The sequence below is a fragment of the Salinisphaera sp. C84B14 genome (genome assembly GCF_040361435.1).
In the GTDB taxonomy this organism is placed as follows: domain Bacteria; phylum Pseudomonadota; class Gammaproteobacteria; order Nevskiales; family Salinisphaeraceae; genus Salinisphaera.
Genome location: NZ_APNL01000007.1, coordinates 124,499 through 141,680, shown reverse-complemented (window position 1 = coordinate 141,680; position 17,182 = coordinate 124,499). Strand labels below are relative to the sequence as shown.

Below are 17,182 nucleotides of genomic sequence, written 5' to 3'. Positions count from 1 at the left end.
ACCGCCACCCGCCGGGCAAGCGCTTGTTCGCGAAGTCATATGAGTCAAACAAGGAAGTCGTCGATGCGGGTCATGTCCTTCAACGCCAACGGTATTCGAGCCGCGCAGCGCAAGGGTTTCTTCGAGTGGATGGCCACCCAGGACCCGGACGTGGTCTGTATCCAGGAACTCAAGGCCCAGCAGCATCAGTTGGAGGGCGTCGCCGCGTTCTGGCCAGAGGGCTATCACTGCTTCTACGAAGAGGCGACCAATCGCAAGGGCTACTCCGGGGTGGCCATCTATTCCAAGCGCGAGCCCGATGAAATCATTCGCGGCATGGGCCACGACGAGTTCGACGCGGAAGGCCGCTATATCGAAGCGCGTTTTGCCATGCCCGAGGGCGACCTGAACATTGCCAGCCTGTATGCGCCCTCCGGCTCCTCGGGCGATCATCGCCAGGATTCCAAGGAGCGCTATCTGGTGCATTTCCCCGAACTGCTGGCTGCACGCGCCGCCGCGCCGGGCGACTATCTGGTCTGTGGCGACCTGAATATCGCGCACAAGGAAATCGACCTGAAGAACTGGAAGAACAACAAGAAGAACTCGGGCTTTCTGCCCCACGAGCGCGAATGGATGGATCGCCTGTTCGGCGAAATGGGGCTGGTCGACGTGTTTCGCGAGATCAACCCCAACGAAGACCAGTTCACCTGGTGGTCGAACCGCGGCCGGGCCTGGGACAACAACGTCGGGTGGCGTATCGACTATCACGTCGCCACGCCCGGACTGGCCGCGAAGGCCACGGCCGAATCGGTGTATCGCGCCGAGCGGCTGTCCGATCATGCCCCGCTGACGATCGATTACGATGTCCAGTTCTAGCGCTGCCGACGCGAATACCCCGCCCAAGCGCGACTGGCGGGCAGCACTCGAGGTCTATGTCCAGCCGCGGGTCGTCGGCATGCTGTTCCTCGGCTTCTCGTCGGGGCTGCCGTTTCTGCTGGTGTTTTCCACGCTCTCGGCCTGGCTGGCCCAGGAAGGCGTATCCAAGACCACGATCGGGTTCTTCTCGTGGATCGGGATGATGTACTCGATCAAGTTCTTCTGGGCGCCGGTGGTCGATCGCTTTCCCTTGCCGGTGCTGGGCCGGCTGTTGGGCCGACGACGGGCCTGGATGCTGCTCGCCCAGATCGGGCTTATCGTGGGGCTGGTCGCCATGGCGCTGACCGATCCCACGCAAAATCTGACCGCGCTCGCCTGGTTCGGTCTGCTGGTCGCGTTTTCCTCGGCCACCCAGGACGTGGCCATCGACGCCTGGCGTATCGAGGCCGTGGATGAAAGCATCCAGGGCGCCATGGCGGCGACCTATCAGGCCGGCTATCGCATCGCTTTGCTCACCGCCGGCGCGGGGGCGTTCTATATCGCCTCCGGCACAACGTGGCCGTTCACCTATCTGGTCATGGCCGGCCTGGTGGGCGTAGGCATGATCACGGTGCTGCTGGTGGCCGAACCGGAAGCGTCGGCCCGGGCCTCGCTGCTGCCGGAAGAACCCTGGGTGCAGGCGCATCTGCAGCGCTGCGCTTTTCTGCCCGAGCCGCTACGCAAGGCCTATGGCTGGGTGCTCGGCGCGGTGGTCTGTCCGCTGGTGGATTTCTTTGCCCGTTACGGCGTGCCGGCGATCATCATTCTGCTGTTCGTGAGCCTGTTCCGGGTTACGGATATCACCCTCGGCGTAATGGCCAATCCCTTCTACCTGGACATGCACTATTCGCTCAACGAGATCGCGAGCGTAACCAAGCTGTTCGGGATTGCCATGACGCTGGGTGGCGCGGCGCTCGGCGGCATACTGATCGTGCGCTACGGCATTCTCAAACCGCTGCTGGCCAGCGCCATTCTGGCCGCGTCCACCAATCTGGCCTTTGCCTGGCTGGCCTCGCAGGGCGCGGACGCGCAAACCATGCAGCTGTTCAACAGCGGCCTGATGGATATGGCCATGCGCGCCGACCCGGCTGCCTTTCTATGGGCGCCTTCGTTGAACATGCCCTGGCAGCCGGGCAATCCCGGCCTGCTGTCGCTGGCGCTGACCGTGTCGGCGGACAATCTCTCGGGTGGCATGGCCGGGTCCGCGTTCATCGCCTATTTATCCAGCCTGACGAACACTCAATACACGGCTACGCAGTACGCCTTGTTTTCGTCGTTGATGACCTTGCCCGGCAAGTACATCGGCGGCTATTCGGGCTGGGTGGTCGACAACTTCGGATACATGCCGTTTTTCAGCTACACCGCGCTCGCCGGCATTCCGGCGATTGTTCTGGCCGTAGGCCTGTTTTATATCCACCGGCATGAAACGCCGGCCCACAAGCGACAGGAATCGACGTCTTCATGAAGCATTCACCGTATTGGCTCAAAGCACTGGTCGTCGTATTGCCGGCCAGCCTCGCACCGCTGGCCGCGTTGGCGGGTGCCTCGTCTGACACGAATCGCGTCGATGCCATGGCGCTGTACAACCGCGGCGCGGCCGTGGTCCAGAACACGCGTGATATCGAGCTCGAAGCCGGCGGCCAGACCGTTGGCTGGCCGCTGGCCGGGCGCCTGCGTGCCGATACCGTCTGGCTCGAAGGCGAGGGTGTGCGCCTGACCGGCCTCAGCACGGATGCAGGCGACAACGACGGCCAGGGACTGCTGGCTTCGCGTATCGGCCAGTCGGTCACGTTGTTGCGTGACAACGATGCCGGCGATGCGCGATCCCGCGAGGCCACGCTCGTGGGCATCAACGGCGATACGCTGCTGGTACGTATCGACGACCGCATCGAGCGCCTGACCGGTGATTCCCCCTGGCGCGTCGCCTGGCCGGCCGATACGGACAACGGCGACAGGCTGCAACTGGATCTGGATGCCGACAAGGCCGGCAAGCAGGCATTGACCGCGATCTACCAGATCGACGGGCCGAGCTGGCAGGCCAGCTATACCGGGCGTTTCGACGCCAAGGCCGGCCAGCTCGAACTGGCCAGCATGGCCGTGATCGATAACAGGGGCGGCGCACGTCTGGCCGCCGACAAGGCCTGGCTGGTCGCCGGCGATGTGGCGCGTAGTGGCGGCAATGCGCCGGCGCCGATGATGATGGCCCGCTCCGAAGCCAAGCAAAGCGATGCCGGCGCGCCCGAGGCCAGCGGCGATAGCTATCGCTACGCCCTCGACAACGGGCTCGACGTGGCTGCCGGGGGCACGCGTGCGGTGTCGATCATGGCCCCGCAGACCTTCGAGGCCGAGCGCAGCTATCGCGTCGAGAACAGCCTCTATTCGGTGAGCCGCGACGGCGAGCGCAGCCATGCCCAGATTCGGCTCGCATTCGAGAATACGGCCGATGTACCGCTGCCGGCCGGCGTGGTGCGAATCTACGATAGCGCGGGCAGCGCGCAGCTGATGGGCGAGGATCGTATCGACGACACGCCGAAAAAGGCGCCGGTCACGCTCACGCTCGGCACGGCTTTCGATCTGACCAGTGAACGGCGTCTGGTCGAGGATCGCAAGACAGGCGAGAAGAACACCGGCGAGAACGAGCAGCGTCGTACCATCGAAATCAAGCTGTATAACGCCAGCGCGGATACGGCCACGGTAAACGTCATCGAACATCTGCCGCAGGGCGCGACCGTCGAATCGGCCGAGCCCGAAGCCATGGACAAGACGCCCGCCAATACCGCCCAGTGGCAGATCGATGTGCCTGCCAACGGCGACAAGACGCTGCGTTACACCGCCACCTGGTCCAACTAGACGATGGCCACGCGCGATCTGGCGGTCATTGGTATCCGGCTGATCGCTCTCTACCTGGTGGCGCGCGGTCTTCTAGTGGCTGTCCAGAGTGTGCCGTACGCATGGGCGGGCGATCCGGTCGAAGACGCGTCGCTGCTGCAGCTGAGCGTGCTGCTGCAGCTGGTGATGCCGATCAGCCTGGCCGCTTTGCTGTGGCTTGGCGCGCCGTGGCTTGCCAACGCCATGAGTGGCGCCGGTAGCGAGCCTGTCGACACCGGTGGCTTGACTGCCGAGTCGGTCGCGGCGATCGCTTTCGGCGTAGCCGGCACGGTGGTATTGCTCCATGGCCTGCCACAGCTGATATGGAACGCGGTACAGGCCGTGCTTCTGGAGCGCGAGGCCGGTGCGGGCTCGCCGACACGGGGCCAGTGGTTGCAGGTTGTGGTTGTCGCCCTGCGCTGCGTGCTGGCGTTCGGCGTCGTGGTGGGTGCGCGCGCGCTTGGCCGCTGGGTACTGCGGCTGCGCACGCTGGGCCTGCGCTCGGATGAGTCCTGACATGAGCTTCGATCGCGTCGAGCGAATGGCTTTGAAAGAATCGGGATTTGAAAGCAGATGAAAAAACTGTTCCTGTCCTCGTCGTTTGCCCAGGTCGAAGATGCGTTCGCAGGATTTGTCGGCGATGACGGCGCAGGCAAACACGTGACCTTCATTGCCACGGCCAGCGTGGTGGAGAACGTGAATTTCTACGTCGAGCAGGGGCGGCAGGCGTTGCAGCGCCAGGGCCTCGAGGTCGATATGCTGGATATTTCAACGGCGAAGCCAGAAAACAGGCGCCGCATGCTGCAAGACAACGACTATATCTACGTCAGCGGCGGCAATACGTTCTATCTACGCCAGGAACTGCGAAGGACAGGCGCCGATCAAGATCTGGTTCAAGAAGTCGAGTCGGGCACGCCCTACCTGGGTGAATCGGCAGGCGCGATGGTCGTCGCACCGCATATCGAATATGCGCAGGCGATGGACGACCTCTCGGCAGCCGCCGATCTCGAGGACTTTAGCGGGCTGGGGCTGATCGACTTCTTTCCGGTTCCGCATTATGGCAACGCCCCGTTTGCCGAGGCCGCCGAACAGATCATGGCCACCTATGGCACAAAGCTCGCGCTGCGGCCCTTGAGCAACACCCAGGCGATGATCGTCGACGCAGAGCGCGTTTTAGTCGTGGGTACCTGAGTCGGTTGGTGCGCGCGGCTAGTGGTCGCGCTTGACGATCTCGGCAGCGATCGTCCGCAGCGGGTCGGCATCGTCGCCGAATGGTGCCAGTGCCGCGAGCGCGTGCTCGTACAGACGGTTTGCGTAATCGCGGGCCGCGTCCAGGCCGAGCAGGGCGGGATAGGTGGCCTTGGCATGGGCGATATCCGCGCCCTGGGTCTTGCCCAGGGTCTGCGTATCGGATTCGATATCGAGCACGTCGTCGCGTACCTGAAACGCCAGGCCGATATGATCGGCAAAGCGATCGAGCGCCTCGCGGCAATCGACGTTAAGCGACGGCTGGGTATCCGCGGCCAGGCGTACGCAGGCACGCAGCAGGGCGCCGGTCTTGTGTCGATGCAGGCGCTCGAGCGTGGCCTGATCGATGGCTCGGCCTTCGCTGGCCATATCCAGAACCTGGCCGCCCACCATCCCCCGCGAGCCACAGGCCAGGGCCAGCGTATGCGTACGCGCAGCACCGATCTCGGGGCAGTCGGCCACGCTCGGGTCCCCGGCCAGCACTTCGAAGGCCAGGCTCTGCAGGGCATCGCCGGCAAGGATGGCGGTCGCCTCGTCGTAGGCGATATGCACGGTCGGCTGGCCGCGGCGCAGGGCATCGTCATCCATGGCCGGCAGGTCGTCGTGGACCAGCGAATAGGCATGGATGAGTTCCACCGCCGTGGCCGGCGCGTCCAGGCGTTCGGCGGCGATGCCGAGCGTTTCGCCCGTGGCATGCACCAGCCGCGGGCGGATGCGCTTGCCGCCGCCGAGTACCGCATAGCGCATGGCTTCGTGCAGCCGTGCGGGTTCGGTTGTTGCGCCCGGCAGGGCGCGTTCGAGGGCAGCCTCGATACGGGCGCGGATATCGGTGGAGGCGTCGTGGGCCATGTTCAGGCAAGCCGGTTCGCCCGGCGCGAGAGTGAGCGATGGCGCGCTAGCTAGCCACTAAAGCGCGGGGCGGTCAAATACCGCTCGCCTATCCGCTATGGCCACCGGTATGAAGATTCGATGACAGCCTGTGCCGGCAGCGAACTGTGGGCCGTTGCCCGTGGTCTGATTTTTTGTCGTGATTCATCCCATCGATCGTATTGCCGGGAGCCGAGCATGGGCGTTTATAGCGACTCTTTGCAGCAGACCCTGACCTGTATCGTGGCCAGTGTCGTGATCGTCGTGTGTCTGGGCGTATGGAGCGCGGCCGCCAGCGAGCCGGCCCAGGCGGTGGTCGAGCGCTTCGACAGCCTGTTGCTGACCACCATGAAACAGGGCGAGCAGCTCTCGTTCGACGATCGCTACGACAAGCTTGCCCAGCGCATCGATCAGGATTTCGATATTCGGCGGATTGCCCGTCATCGGCTCGGCGATCGCTGGTCGCAGCTGAGCAAGGACAAACGCCGGGGCTATACCGCACGTCTTCGCGAGTCGCTGATCGCTCGCTATGCGCATACCTACAATCACTATGCCGGCCAGCGCTTCGATATCTGTGGTCTGCGATCGCTAGGGCGCGATTCGCGCCAGGTGGAAGTCGCGCTCATCGACTCTCACGGCATGCGCCGGGTCACGCGCTATACCGTGGCTCGCGACGCGGGCGAGTGGCGTGTCGTGGGGGTGTCCCCGGCCACCGGTTTTTCCGGACCTGAAACGGCCCGGCTGATGCCGCGCGATACGCCCAAAGCGCTGTTTGGCGGGCTGGAGCGGCGCCTGGAAGGCGGGCCGCGCGTCTAAGGAAGCTCTGCATAAACCTCTCACGGATCGCGTTCGAGTCCTCACAGACGGTGCGGCAAGGCGTCCAGGCGGAGCGCCTGCCTTATTGGCAGGTCAAGCTTGTCAACGCGGCCGCGGCGGCGGTGAGGCCGAACCCCTTCTGTGCCGGGGCTTTGCGCGCGCTTGATCGGCGTCAGTGTTTGCTACCGTGCAACGAGCACGCTACGCTCTCACTTCCTTGTCAATCACGCGCAAAGCACGCCGGCGCGACCGTGACAGGTTATGCAGAGCTTCCCTAAAGCACTGGGGCGAGGTTCAGTTCGCCAGCAGGGCTTCGACCGTATGCCAGTGCTCGGCACGAATACGCGGCCATTCGAGCTTGAGCCAGGGCGTGTAGAGCGAGGGGTTGTCGACGAGTTCACGATCCAGCGTCTGTGGGCTGACGGCCTGGCTCGCCGCGATTTCGTTAACGTTGGCGGCCACGGGCGTATCGGATTGCGCGACATAGACCGAGCACAGCTCGTGTTCGGCGCCCACATCGCCGAATCGGGCGTGATACTCGAAGCGATACAGGAAGGTGAGATCGGCGTTCACGCCGAGTTCTTCGTGCAGCCGGCGGCCGGCCGCGGCGTCGACGGTTTCACCGCGGCGCGGGTGGCTGCAACAGCTGTTGGCCCAGTAGCCGCCCCAGAGCTGTTTACCGGGCGCGCGCTGTTGCAGCCACACCTTGCCGGCGCCGTCGAACAGAAAGATCGAAAACGCGCGATGCAGCACGCCGTCGCCTTCGTGGGCCTCGGCCTTGGGCTTGTAGCCGAGCACGTTGTCTTCGCTGTCGACGAGAATGAGCGGCTCGTCGTCGAAGGACACGATCGGGGCGGCGGTAGAAGGGGCGGACATGAAGGGTTAACGAATTTCGGTAATGAATGTGTTGTAGCCGGCGCTGCGCATGGCGGATGCAATCGTCTGCGTACGCTCGGGCTCACTGATCGCGATCATCGCGCCGCCGCCGCCACCGCCGGTGAGTTTGGCACCGAGCGCGCCGTTGTCGCGCGCGATCTGCACCAGTTCCTCGATTTCGCGCGAGGACACCTGCAGGGCGTTGAGCAGGCCATGATCGATATTCATCAGTTCGCCCAGCTCGGCGAGATCGCCTTTGCGCATGGCCTCGGCGCCGGCCAGGGCCAGCGTATCGATCTGCGAGAAGATCGACTCGTAGCGCTCGGGGTTTTTCTGCCAGGCGGCACGTACGCTGCCCACCGTCTGCATGGTGAGCGTGGCCACGCCCGACAGGCCGATGATGACCGGTATCGGCTGCGGGGTGGTCAGATCCTGGATCTCGGCGCGGCTGTTCGCGTTGTCGCGACGAAACAGAATCGGCCGGCCGAAGGTGGCCAGCGTGTTGTCGATGCCGGACGGCGTGCCGTGGGCGATCTTTTCGCAGTCGAAGGCCAGGTTGGAAATCTCGCGCTCACTGATCGCGATACCGAAACAGCGCGCCATGGCCCGGATCACGGCCACCGCGAGCGCGGCCGAGGCGCCCAGCCCGTTGGCGCGCGGGATATGCGGGAACACGTCGATACGCATGCCGCGCTCGGCCAGGCCCAGCCGTTCGGCGATGAGCGTGATCGAGGCATGCAGCGAGCTCACGCCGCGCTCCGGCTCGGCCAGGCGCATTTCCACGCCCCAGCGCGGGATGAGCAGCTCGATATGGCGCGCCTGGGCAGTGACTTCTGCCCGTACGTGCAGCGGAATGGGGGCCGCGATGGCATGCCGGCCATAGACCACGGAATGCTCGCCGAGCAGGATGATCTTGCCGTAGCCGATATCGCCGGCGGTATCGCTGTGCTCGATGACCTGCTGGCGCGGCTGGGCCGCGGTTTGTTGCACGCGGGCGGTATCTTCGAGCTCGGCGATGATTTCGCGTGCCTTCCAGACCTTGATATCGCCGGCCGCGACGAGCCGGTCGACCACGTCGTCGAAGATCGCCGCATCCGCGCCGGCGGCCATGGCCACGCTGCGTGCATGCAGGGTCATATGGCCGCGCTGGATGCCGTGGGTCGATAGTGCCTTGATGGCGGCAAAGTTCTGGGCCAGGCCCACTGCGCCCATCACCTGGGCCAGCTCCGCGGCCGATTCGATACCCAGCACGCGATGCGCGATGCGTACCGCCTGGTTGGACTCGACCTGGCCGCCGACGGTGCCGACCTTGAGCGGAATATCCAGTTCGCCCACCAGATCGCCGTCGGCGTTGGCGTACCAGCGGGTCAGCGAGCTGTAGCGTCCGGTGCGGGCGGCATAGGCATGGGCAGCGGCTTCGATGGCGCGCCAGTCGTTGCCGGTGGCGATCGCCACGGCGTCGATGCCGTTCATGATGCCCTTGTTATGGGTCGTGGCCCGATAGGGGTCGAGTTCGGCGAACTCGTTGGCCAGGATGATGCCGTCGCGGACCTCTTCGCCCGAATAATCACCCGCGGCCAGCCGATCGGTGGGGATGACCGCCTTCGAGCGCACCAGCGCGCGATCGGTGAGGTTGGAGAGAATGCGCAGGAACACGCGCCCGCCGGAAATCTTCTCCACCAGCGGCGCGGCACCTTCGCACATGGTGTTGACGAGGTTCGCGCCCATGGCATCGCGGGTATCCACCAGCAGATGCACCACCAGCATTTCACCGTGGTCGGCGGTCGTGCCGTGGGTATGCACCTCGATTTCGCGGGCGCCGCCGCCGCGGGCGACCATGTTCGGGTGCAGGCTGTTGGCCAGGTCGAGAATTTCCTGGGCGTTTTGCAGCAGCGCCTGGCGGGCGCGGGCGGCATGCGGTACGTCCACGACCTGGATCTGGCCGATCAGGAGCGGGCGCTCGGCATGGCTTTCGAAGCCGCCCGCGCCGCGCACGATCTTGGCCGCGGAGCTCACCGCCGCGATGATCGAGGGCTCCTCCACCACCATGGGCACCAGGTAGTCGCGTCCGTTGATCTGGAAGTTCAGGCCCAGCCCCATGGGCAGGCCGAACACGCTGATGACGTTCTCGATCAGCCGATCGGCCTGATCGGCGTTCATCAGGTGGGTGCCGGCGACGAGCATTTCGTACTCGCGTTCGTCGATCACCTCGCGTTCGAGCAGAACGCGCAGCCGGTTGGCCACGGAGAACTTGTAGAACGAGGGTATCCGGGATTGGCTCATCGCGATCGAAAGCGTGTAGGAAGAGGCACAACCCAGCCGCAGCCGGGTTCGCGCGAAGGAATCAGGCGCGCAGTTTATCGTACCCGCGTGTCAGCCCGGCGATGGGCGTGTTTCGCAGCGCACGCCGGGCGCGCCAAATTGCAGGTCGACGAAACGTGCGCCGGCCGTTTCCAGCGCCTCGCGCAGGTGCTTTTCGGCGTCGCCGCGATGCGTGAACACAAGTCCCACATCGCCGCCTCCCGCCCCCGAGCTCTTGAACGTGCCGCCATGGGGCGCGGCCAGCTCGGCCAGACGAAAATGCTGCGCTGTGACGATGCCCGCATGCGCGGCGGCATCCAGTCGACAAAGTGCAGCAAAATAGTCGGCTGCGAGGGCGATGAAGGCGCGGCTATCGGCCAGGCTGTCGATGACGCGGTCGGCCAACGCGTGCAGCTGTGCGAGGTATCGGCCGTATGCCTGGGGCGCCCGGGCGGCGTAGTCGGCAACGCGGGCGACCAGGTCGGGCGTGCTCGCGCCGGTGCCGGTCACCAGAGCATGGGCGGCGAGATCGGCCGGCCATGTCAGCGGTATCGGGGTTTGATCGCGGGTATAGCTGATCAACCCGCCGTAGACGGCGGTGGCGACGTCGCCGCCGCTGCCACGGCCGTTCTGGGCTGTGCGATGGGCCGCGATCGCGCGCGTTGCCAAGGCGGCGCGATCGAGCGTTTCACCGCTGGCCTGCGACAGCGCCGCGGTAAGCGCGGCGGCCACGGCCGCACTCGAGCCGAGGCCGAGCTTGTGGCCGTCCTGGGCAAAAGCCCGACTGTCGATGGCGACGTGCTGTGCTGTCAGATGCGCGCCGAGCGCCTGCGCGCTGTGGGCGCGTACGGCCTCGAAGACGGCGATCCTGCGGCGGGTTTCGGCGTCGAGGCCGGCCGGGATATCCAGGTCGTTGCCCAGATCGAGGCCATGAATGCCAAGATTGTCCGCGGTGAGCCGCCAGTGCCCGTCCGGCGCCGGCTCGCAGGCGACATGCACGCGCCGATCGACCGCGCTCAGCAGGGCCGGCGCGCCGTCGAGCACCGCATACTCACCGACCAGAAACAGCTTGCCGGGGGCGCTGGCTTCGACGATCACGTTCAGTCGAGCCGATGGGCGTCCGGGCCGAGGCCGCTGACGCGGGTGTCGAGCACGCCGGGCACGTCGGCCAGTACGCGGGCGACCTCGGCGGTATGTTCGGGCGCACAGATCGCCTTGACCTGGGGGCCGGCATCGATCGTGAAGTAGACCGGCGTGCCCGCTTCGCGCAGTTCGCGAACGGCGTGCATGGCCGCCACGGTCGCTGCGTTCCAGTAGAGCAGGCCGGGCCGTGTCGACAGCATCAGCCCATGCAGCTTGAGACAACTCATTTCCGTGAGCGCGCCGACGGTTTCGAAATCGCGCGCGGCGATGGCGTCGCGCATGTCGGCGAGGTCGCGGGGCGCACGGGCCACCCAGGCGTCGTAATAGTCGGAGCGCTCATCGAGGCCGCTCATGCCGGCAGTGGAATTCACCCGCTTGGCGTTGCGATCGGTAATGGCCACGACCACAGCCAACGGCCAGTCCGCAGCGCCAAGCAATGGTTCGGCGTAGGCGTCTTCGCCGCTATCGCTGTCGCCGCGATGCATCTCCACCAGGCCGCCGAAAATCGAGCGCGCGGCCGAGCCCGAGCCCTGGCGGGCGAGCATCGACAGCTCGCGCGCATTCGTGTCGAGGCCGGCGGCGCGACAGGCCGCCACGGCCAGCGCGGCGTAGCCGGAAGCCGACGACGCCAGGCCCGCGCCGGTCGGGAAATTGTTCCAGGATTCCACCCGTGCTCGATGCTCGATACCGGCGCGTGCCCGGATCAGGTCGAGAAAGCGGGTAAACGGGGCGGCATCGACCTTGCGCCCGCCGATATCCACGCTGTCGCGATCGATGCCGGCATGAAACCCGACCCGGGTATCGGTATACAGCGCATCGAGGGTGATCGAAATCGAGCCCACGGCCGGCAGGTTGAGCGCGGCATCACGTTTACCCCAATACTTGATCAGGGCGATGTTGCTGTGCGCGCGGGCGGTGGCAGGCGAAAGCGGTGCGGCACTCATTCGTTAAGCCCAGGGCCAGTCGAGAAGAGGGCGAAAGGATACGCGAAAGCATTGTGGCGGCGCAGTGGCCATGCGTAATACAAAGCGCAGCATTTGCTAGCATACCGCCATTCAAATCGGCCTGCCGTCGTTCGGCATGCCCGCGAAGACAAGAGACCGCGATGCCTGGAATCAGTGGACTGGCGCTATATCTGCCGCCCTATCGTGTACAGCTCGCCGACTGGTGCGAATGGAACGACCAGCCCTGGGACAAGATCCGCAACGTCGTGGGGCGCAGTTTTCGTATGCGCGGCCCGGAACAGAGCGTGTATACGCTGGCGGCGAACGCGGCCTGGCGCCTGATCCAGGCCTACGATATCGACCCGCGCGAGATCGGCTATCTGGCGTTGGGCACGGAATCCTCCAGCGACAACTCGGCCGGCTCGGTAATCGTCAAGGGCATGCTCGACGATGCGCTGGCGGCCCACGAAATGCCGGCGATGTCGCGCGAATGCGAGGTGCCGGAATACAAGCACGCCTGTCTGGGCGGCGTATATGCAATGAAGGGCGCGCTGCGCTATCTGGCCACCGACGGGGCCACGCGCAAGGCGATCGTGATCTGTTCGGATATCGCCGAATACGAGCGCGGCAGCAGCGGCGAGCCTACCCAGGGCGCCGGGGCGGTGGCCATGCTCCTCGAAGCCGAGCCGCGGCTGCTGCACGTGGATCTGGCCGGCGCGGGCAGCGCCTCGGACTATCGCATGGTGGATTTTCGCAAGCCGTTCGCCCGTTTTCGCGGCCAGCCCAGCCGCATCGACGGGCAGATGCAGGATCTGCCGGTATTCAACGGTCGCTATTCGACCAGCTGTTATATCGATGCCACCCGTCATGCCATGAACGCGCTGCTCGCGCGCCAGAGCGAGCGCGGGCCCGATTATTTCAGGGGCGTGGATGCGGTGTTCATGCACCGGCCGTATCACAAGATGCCGGCTTCCGGCTGGGCCATGGCCTATCTGTTCGCGCTCGCCGAGGGCGATGACGCCGCGCGCGCCCAGCTGCGCGATTACTGTGTCGAGGCCAATATGGACTACGACGCCTTGCTGGCCGAGATCGGCGGCGCGGCCCCGGACATGCGCCAGCGTGTACAGGCCGGGCTGAGCGGCGACGATGCCTTTCCGCTGGCGTCGCTGCTGCTGCGCAGCCTGCGCGGCAGCGAATTCTGGGAACAGCTGGTCGTTGCCAAGCTGTCACTGGGCAGCGAGATGATGCGCGATCTGGGCAATCTCTATACGGCGGCGCTGCCAGCCTGGCTGGCGGCCGGCTTCGTGCAGGCGCTGCGCGAAGACGTGAATCTGGACGGCCAGCGCTGGCTGGCGCTGGGCTATGGCAGCGGCGATGCCGCCGAGGCCTTGCCGATGCGCGTGGCCGACGACTGGCGTGGCGCAGCCGAGCGGATCAACTTCATGAGCGCCCTGGGCGACCCCTTGGATCTTGATCAGGATCAGTATGTTGCCCTGCATGACGGCCGCGTCGCCGCGCTGGACCCGGTGCCCGCGCACGACGAGTTCGTGGTCGATGCGATCGGCGAGCGTGACGAGCCGGGCTTTAGCGATGTGGGTATCGAGTACTACCGCTATGTCGCCAACGGCCATACGTTATTAACCCGGCCCAAGAATAGACCATTCAACAGATGATTTTTTCGCGCTGATAACGCGTGTCTGCGAAAGCAGGCCTGCTACGGCCAACGGCCATGAAGCCAGCCGACACAGCCAGCTGGTTTGCTGCCGGAGCAATAAACCGCAGGCGCTGATCGCGCCCGCGGTTGAACGGCTAGCCCGCTGTTGCTACGGGCAGGGGTTTGGGTTATCGGCGTGGATTGCCTCGATCGCCTGGACGAGTTCGTCCGAAAGCTCGATATCGGCACTGGCGATATTGGTTTCCAGCTGTTCCATCGTGGTTGCCCCGATGATGTTCGAGGTCAGAAAGCTGCGGCTGTTCACATAGGCCAGCGCCATCTGGGCGGGGTCCACGCCGTGCTTCTGGGCCAGCGCCACATAGTCGGCGGTGGCCTGCTTGCCGCGGGCGTTGGTATAGCGTGAAAAACGCTCCCAGCGCGTCAGGCGCGCGCCTTCCGGCGCGGCGCCGTCGAGATACTTGCCGGTAAGCATGCCGAAGGCCAGCGGTGAATAGGCCAGCAGGCGGACGTCCTCGCGCTCGGCGCATTCGGCCAGGCCGATTTCAAAGGTGCGGTTGAGCAGCGAGTAGGGGTTCTGGATGGACACCACGCGCGGCAGGTTTTCGTTTTCGGCCGCGCGCAGATAGCGCATCAGACCCCACGGCGTTTCATTGGACAGGCCGACGCAGCGAATCTTGCCTTCCTCGACCAGACGTCCGAGTTCGCCCAGCGTGTCCTCGATGGGTACGGCGTCGTCGTCTTCGGCATGGGTGTAACCGCGCTTGCCGAAGGTGTTGGTCGAGCGGTCCGGCCAGTGCACCTGATACAGGTCGAGATAATCCGTATGCAGGCGGTCGAGGCTGGCTTCCAGGGCGCTACGAATCTGTTTTGGCGTCAGGCGCGTTTCGAAGCCGTCGCGCAGATAGTCCATTTTTGAGCGGCCGGTGACCTTGCTGGCCAGCACCACGTCGTCGCGCCGGCCGGAGGCGGCGAGCCACGAACCGATGTACTCCTCGGTGCGGCCCTGGGTGTCGGCCTTGGGCGGCACGGGGTACATCTCTGCGGCATCGATGAAGTTCACGCCCTGATCGAGGGCATAGTCGATCTGGCGGTGGGCTTCGTCTTCGCTGTTCTGTTCGCCGAAGGTCATGGTGCCCAGCGCGATACGGCTGACGTCGATATCGCTGCGGCCGAGTTTGCGGTATTGCATGAAGGTCTTCTTTATTGACGTGTCGGGTGCGCTCAACGCGACAGCGCGGCTTCGCGCTGTTCGAGCAGGCGCCGGATGATCGGTCCAATGATGATTTCGATGGCCATGCGCATTTTCGTGCCCGGTACCACCACGGTATTCGGGCGCGACATGAACGATCCATGGATCATGGTCAGCAGATAGGGAAAATCAACCGCCCAGTGCGCCGGATCGCGGAACCGGATCACCACCATGGATTCGTCATCGTTGGGTACGTCGCGGGCCACGAACGGGTTGGACGTATCCACCAGCGGCACGCGCTGGAAATTGACGTCGGTGCGGGTGAACTGGGGCGTGATATAGCGCACGTAGTCGGGCATGCGCCGCAGGATCACCTTGGCGACGTCTTCTGGTGCATAGCCGCGTACGTCGATATCGCGCCGAATCTTCTGAATCCATTCCAGGTTGATGGTGGGCACGACGCCCACCATCAGATCCACGTGCTGGGCCACGTCCACCTGGTCGGTGACCACGCCGCCGTGCAGGCCTTCGTAGAGCAGCAGTTCGGTATCGGCAGCGATCGGACCCCACTCGGTAAACGTGCCCGGTTCCAGACCGAACTCGGCGGCTTCGATTTCGTCGTGCAGATAGCGGCGCGTCTCGCCGGTGCCGCGATCGCCGTATTCGGCAAACAGTTTCTGCAGGCGATCGAGACGGTTGGCGCCCGGACCGAAATGGCTGAAATTCTCGCCGCGAATGGTCGCGCGACGAACTGCCTTGGCCATCTCGCGCCGGCTATAGGCATGGAAGGCATCGCCGTCGATATAAGCCGCGCGTACGTGCAGCCGGTGGAAGATGTGCTCGAACGCAATACGGGCGGTCGAGGTGCCGGCACCGGATGAACCCGTCACCGCGACGATCGGATGGATAACGGACATGTTGCGATACTCCCAGTACGGCCGGTGTTGGCGCGTGCGGGCGATGCGATGACACCGCCCAGGATGCGCAAACAGGGTAACGATGAACGGGCGCTTAAACCGCGCTCATCGATCGACAACCATACCACCGCAGTGCGCTGGATCGCAGGATGTCGTATCCGCCCGGCGCAGCTTTTGCATACGTTGTGGATCACGCTGCAAGACCACTGTGACCGGTTCATTGCGGCGATTGATAAACCGGTTCGCCGCGCCGCCTGGCTTGACATGAACCGGCCTTTACCATTTAGTGAAACCACTCTATTCAGAATCCACGAAGGGGGATTTATGCGGCTCAAAGCCATCGGTTTGGCCATCGCGTTCGGGCTCGTCACGGTCGCGGGCTCGGCAAACGCCGAAACCTGGCGCTTCGGTCTCGAAGAGATCGAGGGCAGCGTCCAGTACCAGTACGCCAAGGAATTCAAGGACCTGATCGAAGAGAAGAGCGACGGTGACATCACCGTGCAGCTGCTGCCGTACGGCAAGTGGGGTTCGAGCTATTCCGCGCTCTACGACGCAGTCCAGAACGGCGCGATCCAGATCGGCTTCGGCTCGGGCGCGCTCGGCGGCACCGTGCCGGAAAGCCAGCTGCTGAGCCTGAACTTCGTCATGCCGTCGGACCAGTGGGCGACCGCCCAGGCGCTCAACTCCGATACGTTCCTGCAAAGCGATGCGTGGCAGAGCTCGTTTCGCAACCGTGGCCTCGTGCCGCTGGCGGAACTGACCGAGGGCTATCAGGTCTGGACGGCCAACAAGCCGATCAAGACCCCGGCCGACATGAAGAACCTGAAAATCCGGGTGATGGATAACAGCCTGTTGCGCTCGACCTATCGGGCTTACGGCGCGTCGCCGATCACGATTGCCTATGGCGAGCTCTACAGCGCGTTGCAGCAGGGCCAGGCCGAGGGCAACATCCAGCCGGTCTTCGCGCACGAGGAAATGGGCTTCTACGAAGTACAGAAGGCCATGATCTTTGCCAAGCAGTCGCAGTTCGTGGCGACCCTGATGGGCAATCTGGACTGGTACGAAGACCTGTCTTCGGAACAGCAGAAGATGGTCAAGGACGTCACCCAGCAGCTGGTGAAGACGGGCTACGACATCCAGACGAAGTTCAACTCCGAGCGTCTGGACACGATCAAGTCCAAGAGCGATATCGAAATCATCGAGCTCAACGACGAGCAGCGCGCGGCGTTCCGCAAGATGGTCAAACCGGTGCGTGAGACCTTCGTCAACGACGTTGGCGACGGCGCTCAGAAATCGCTCGACGCGCTCTTGAGTGCGGTCAAGCAAACCGGCTCGAGCGACGACGAATAAAACGTGCTTGGCGAGCACGGCTGACCTGGCGGTCAGACCCAGCCAACCCGGCCCGGGCAGTTCGCTGCCCGGGCTTTTTTGTGTCTGAAACGGT

Annotated in this window: 15 protein-coding genes; 8 read left to right on the top strand and 7 right to left on the bottom strand. The window is 64.6% G+C overall.

Annotation, left to right across the window (positions count from 1 at the left end; genetic code table 11):
• Window positions 1-63 precede the first annotated feature (63 nt).
• The 5 genes from C84B14_RS08060 to C84B14_RS08040 are packed head-to-tail and all read left to right on the top strand — an operon-like array spanning window position 64 to window position 4,953.
• Complete coding sequence (locus tag C84B14_RS08060) at window positions 64-855, top strand: exodeoxyribonuclease III (protein WP_348764875.1); 792 nt, start codon at window positions 64-66, stop codon at window positions 853-855.
• Window positions 842-2,359, top strand: a complete 1,518-nt coding sequence (locus C84B14_RS08055; protein ID WP_353223193.1) for an AmpG family muropeptide MFS transporter — start codon at window positions 842-844, stop codon at window positions 2,357-2,359. The genes C84B14_RS08060 and C84B14_RS08055 overlap by 14 nt, the downstream gene beginning before the upstream one ends.
• A complete protein-coding gene (locus C84B14_RS08050) occupies window positions 2,356-3,744 on the top strand; it encodes a DUF4139 domain-containing protein (RefSeq protein WP_353223191.1) in 1,389 nt (462 codons plus the stop codon). Before C84B14_RS08055 ends, C84B14_RS08050 begins: the two co-directional genes overlap by 4 nt.
• Before the next feature lie 3 nt (window positions 3,745-3,747).
• The gene (locus C84B14_RS08045; RefSeq protein WP_353223189.1) at window positions 3,748-4,278 is read left to right on the top strand and encodes a hypothetical protein; all 531 of its coding nucleotides are present in this window, start codon (window positions 3,748-3,750) and stop codon (window positions 4,276-4,278) included.
• A 57-nt stretch (window positions 4,279-4,335) separates the two neighbouring features.
• Window positions 4,336-4,953 carry a Type 1 glutamine amidotransferase-like domain-containing protein gene (locus C84B14_RS08040; protein WP_353223188.1) on the top strand — a complete coding sequence of 206 codons (618 nt, stop codon included), beginning with the start codon at window positions 4,336-4,338 and terminating at the stop codon, window positions 4,951-4,953.
• An 18-nt stretch (window positions 4,954-4,971) separates the two neighbouring features.
• On the opposite strand, the gene C84B14_RS08035 is transcribed toward C84B14_RS08040, so the two are convergent.
• A complete protein-coding gene (locus C84B14_RS08035; protein WP_353223186.1) occupies window positions 4,972-5,859 on the bottom strand; it encodes a farnesyl diphosphate synthase in 888 nt (295 codons plus the stop codon).
• 216 nt (window positions 5,860-6,075) lie between these two features.
• Between C84B14_RS08035 and C84B14_RS08030 the strand changes: the two genes are divergently transcribed.
• Window positions 6,076-6,693 carry an ABC transporter substrate-binding protein gene (locus C84B14_RS08030; RefSeq protein WP_353223184.1) on the top strand — a complete coding sequence of 206 codons (618 nt, stop codon included), beginning with the start codon at window positions 6,076-6,078 and terminating at the stop codon, window positions 6,691-6,693.
• Between the two features lie 294 nt (window positions 6,694-6,987).
• Here the strand turns inward: C84B14_RS08030 and idi are convergent, their stop codons facing one another.
• From idi to mvaD, 4 genes are all read right to left on the bottom strand, one after another.
• The gene (gene idi / locus C84B14_RS08025; RefSeq protein ID WP_353223182.1) at window positions 6,988-7,569 is read right to left on the bottom strand and encodes an isopentenyl-diphosphate Delta-isomerase; all 582 of its coding nucleotides are present in this window, start codon (window positions 7,567-7,569) and stop codon (window positions 6,988-6,990) included.
• Window positions 7,570-7,575: 6 nt separating this feature from the next.
• Window positions 7,576-9,852, bottom strand: coding sequence for a hydroxymethylglutaryl-CoA reductase, degradative (locus C84B14_RS08020; protein ID WP_353223180.1), 2,277 nt, complete (start codon window positions 9,850-9,852; stop codon window positions 7,576-7,578).
• A gap of 90 nt (window positions 9,853-9,942) precedes the next feature.
• Window positions 9,943-10,968: a mevalonate kinase family protein gene (locus C84B14_RS08015; protein WP_353223178.1), complete on the bottom strand. Its 1,026-nt coding sequence runs from the start codon at window positions 10,966-10,968 to the stop codon at window positions 9,943-9,945.
• Window positions 10,969-10,970: 2 nt separating this feature from the next.
• Window positions 10,971-11,957, bottom strand: coding sequence for a diphosphomevalonate decarboxylase (gene mvaD, locus C84B14_RS08010; RefSeq protein WP_353223176.1), 987 nt, complete (start codon window positions 11,955-11,957; stop codon window positions 10,971-10,973).
• Window positions 11,958-12,118: 161 nt separating this feature from the next.
• Here mvaD and C84B14_RS08005 point away from each other — a divergent pair, with 161 nt between their 5' ends.
• A complete protein-coding gene (locus C84B14_RS08005) occupies window positions 12,119-13,630 on the top strand; it encodes a hydroxymethylglutaryl-CoA synthase (RefSeq protein ID WP_348764850.1) in 1,512 nt (503 codons plus the stop codon).
• A 150-nt stretch (window positions 13,631-13,780) separates the two neighbouring features.
• On the opposite strand, the gene C84B14_RS08000 is transcribed toward C84B14_RS08005, so the two are convergent.
• Window positions 13,781-14,821 carry an NADP(H)-dependent aldo-keto reductase gene (locus C84B14_RS08000; protein ID WP_348764849.1) on the bottom strand — a complete coding sequence of 347 codons (1,041 nt, stop codon included), beginning with the start codon at window positions 14,819-14,821 and terminating at the stop codon, window positions 13,781-13,783.
• Window positions 14,822-14,853: 32 nt separating this feature from the next.
• Window positions 14,854-15,738: a phosphoribulokinase gene (locus tag C84B14_RS07995; RefSeq protein ID WP_348764848.1), complete on the bottom strand. Its 885-nt coding sequence runs from the start codon at window positions 15,736-15,738 to the stop codon at window positions 14,854-14,856.
• 324 nt (window positions 15,739-16,062) lie between these two features.
• Between C84B14_RS07995 and dctP the strand changes: the two genes are divergently transcribed.
• Window positions 16,063-17,088, top strand: a complete 1,026-nt coding sequence (gene dctP, locus C84B14_RS07990; protein ID WP_353223173.1) for a TRAP transporter substrate-binding protein DctP — start codon at window positions 16,063-16,065, stop codon at window positions 17,086-17,088.
• The last annotated feature ends 94 nt before the right edge of the window (window positions 17,089-17,182 follow it).

Excerpts from the sequence above, each read along its gene's own strand:
- C84B14_RS08060 (WP_348764875.1), top strand. The coding sequence starts at position 64 with ATGCGGGTCATGTCCTTCAACGCCAACGGTATTCGAGCCGCGCAGCGC.
- C84B14_RS08055 (WP_353223193.1), top strand. The coding sequence starts at position 842 with ATGTCCAGTTCTAGCGCTGCCGACGCGAATACCCCGCCCAAGCGCGAC.
- C84B14_RS08050 (WP_353223191.1), top strand. The coding sequence starts at position 2,356 with ATGAAGCATTCACCGTATTGGCTCAAAGCACTGGTCGTCGTATTGCCG.
- C84B14_RS08045 (WP_353223189.1), top strand. The coding sequence starts at position 3,748 with ATGGCCACGCGCGATCTGGCGGTCATTGGTATCCGGCTGATCGCTCTC.
- C84B14_RS08040 (WP_353223188.1), top strand. The coding sequence starts at position 4,336 with ATGAAAAAACTGTTCCTGTCCTCGTCGTTTGCCCAGGTCGAAGATGCG.
- C84B14_RS08035 (WP_353223186.1), bottom strand. The coding sequence starts at position 5,859 with ATGGCCCACGACGCCTCCACCGATATCCGCGCCCGTATCGAGGCTGCC.
- C84B14_RS08030 (WP_353223184.1), top strand. The coding sequence starts at position 6,076 with ATGGGCGTTTATAGCGACTCTTTGCAGCAGACCCTGACCTGTATCGTG.
- idi (WP_353223182.1), bottom strand. The coding sequence starts at position 7,569 with ATGTCCGCCCCTTCTACCGCCGCCCCGATCGTGTCCTTCGACGACGAG.
- C84B14_RS08020 (WP_353223180.1), bottom strand. The coding sequence starts at position 9,852 with ATGAGCCAATCCCGGATACCCTCGTTCTACAAGTTCTCCGTGGCCAAC.
- mvaD (WP_353223176.1), bottom strand. The coding sequence starts at position 11,957 with ATGAGTGCCGCACCGCTTTCGCCTGCCACCGCCCGCGCGCACAGCAAC.
- C84B14_RS08005 (WP_348764850.1), top strand. The coding sequence starts at position 12,119 with ATGCCTGGAATCAGTGGACTGGCGCTATATCTGCCGCCCTATCGTGTA.
- C84B14_RS08000 (WP_348764849.1), bottom strand. The coding sequence starts at position 14,821 with ATGCAATACCGCAAACTCGGCCGCAGCGATATCGACGTCAGCCGTATC.
- C84B14_RS07995 (WP_348764848.1), bottom strand. The coding sequence starts at position 15,738 with ATGTCCGTTATCCATCCGATCGTCGCGGTGACGGGTTCATCCGGTGCC.
- dctP (WP_353223173.1), top strand. The coding sequence starts at position 16,063 with ATGCGGCTCAAAGCCATCGGTTTGGCCATCGCGTTCGGGCTCGTCACG.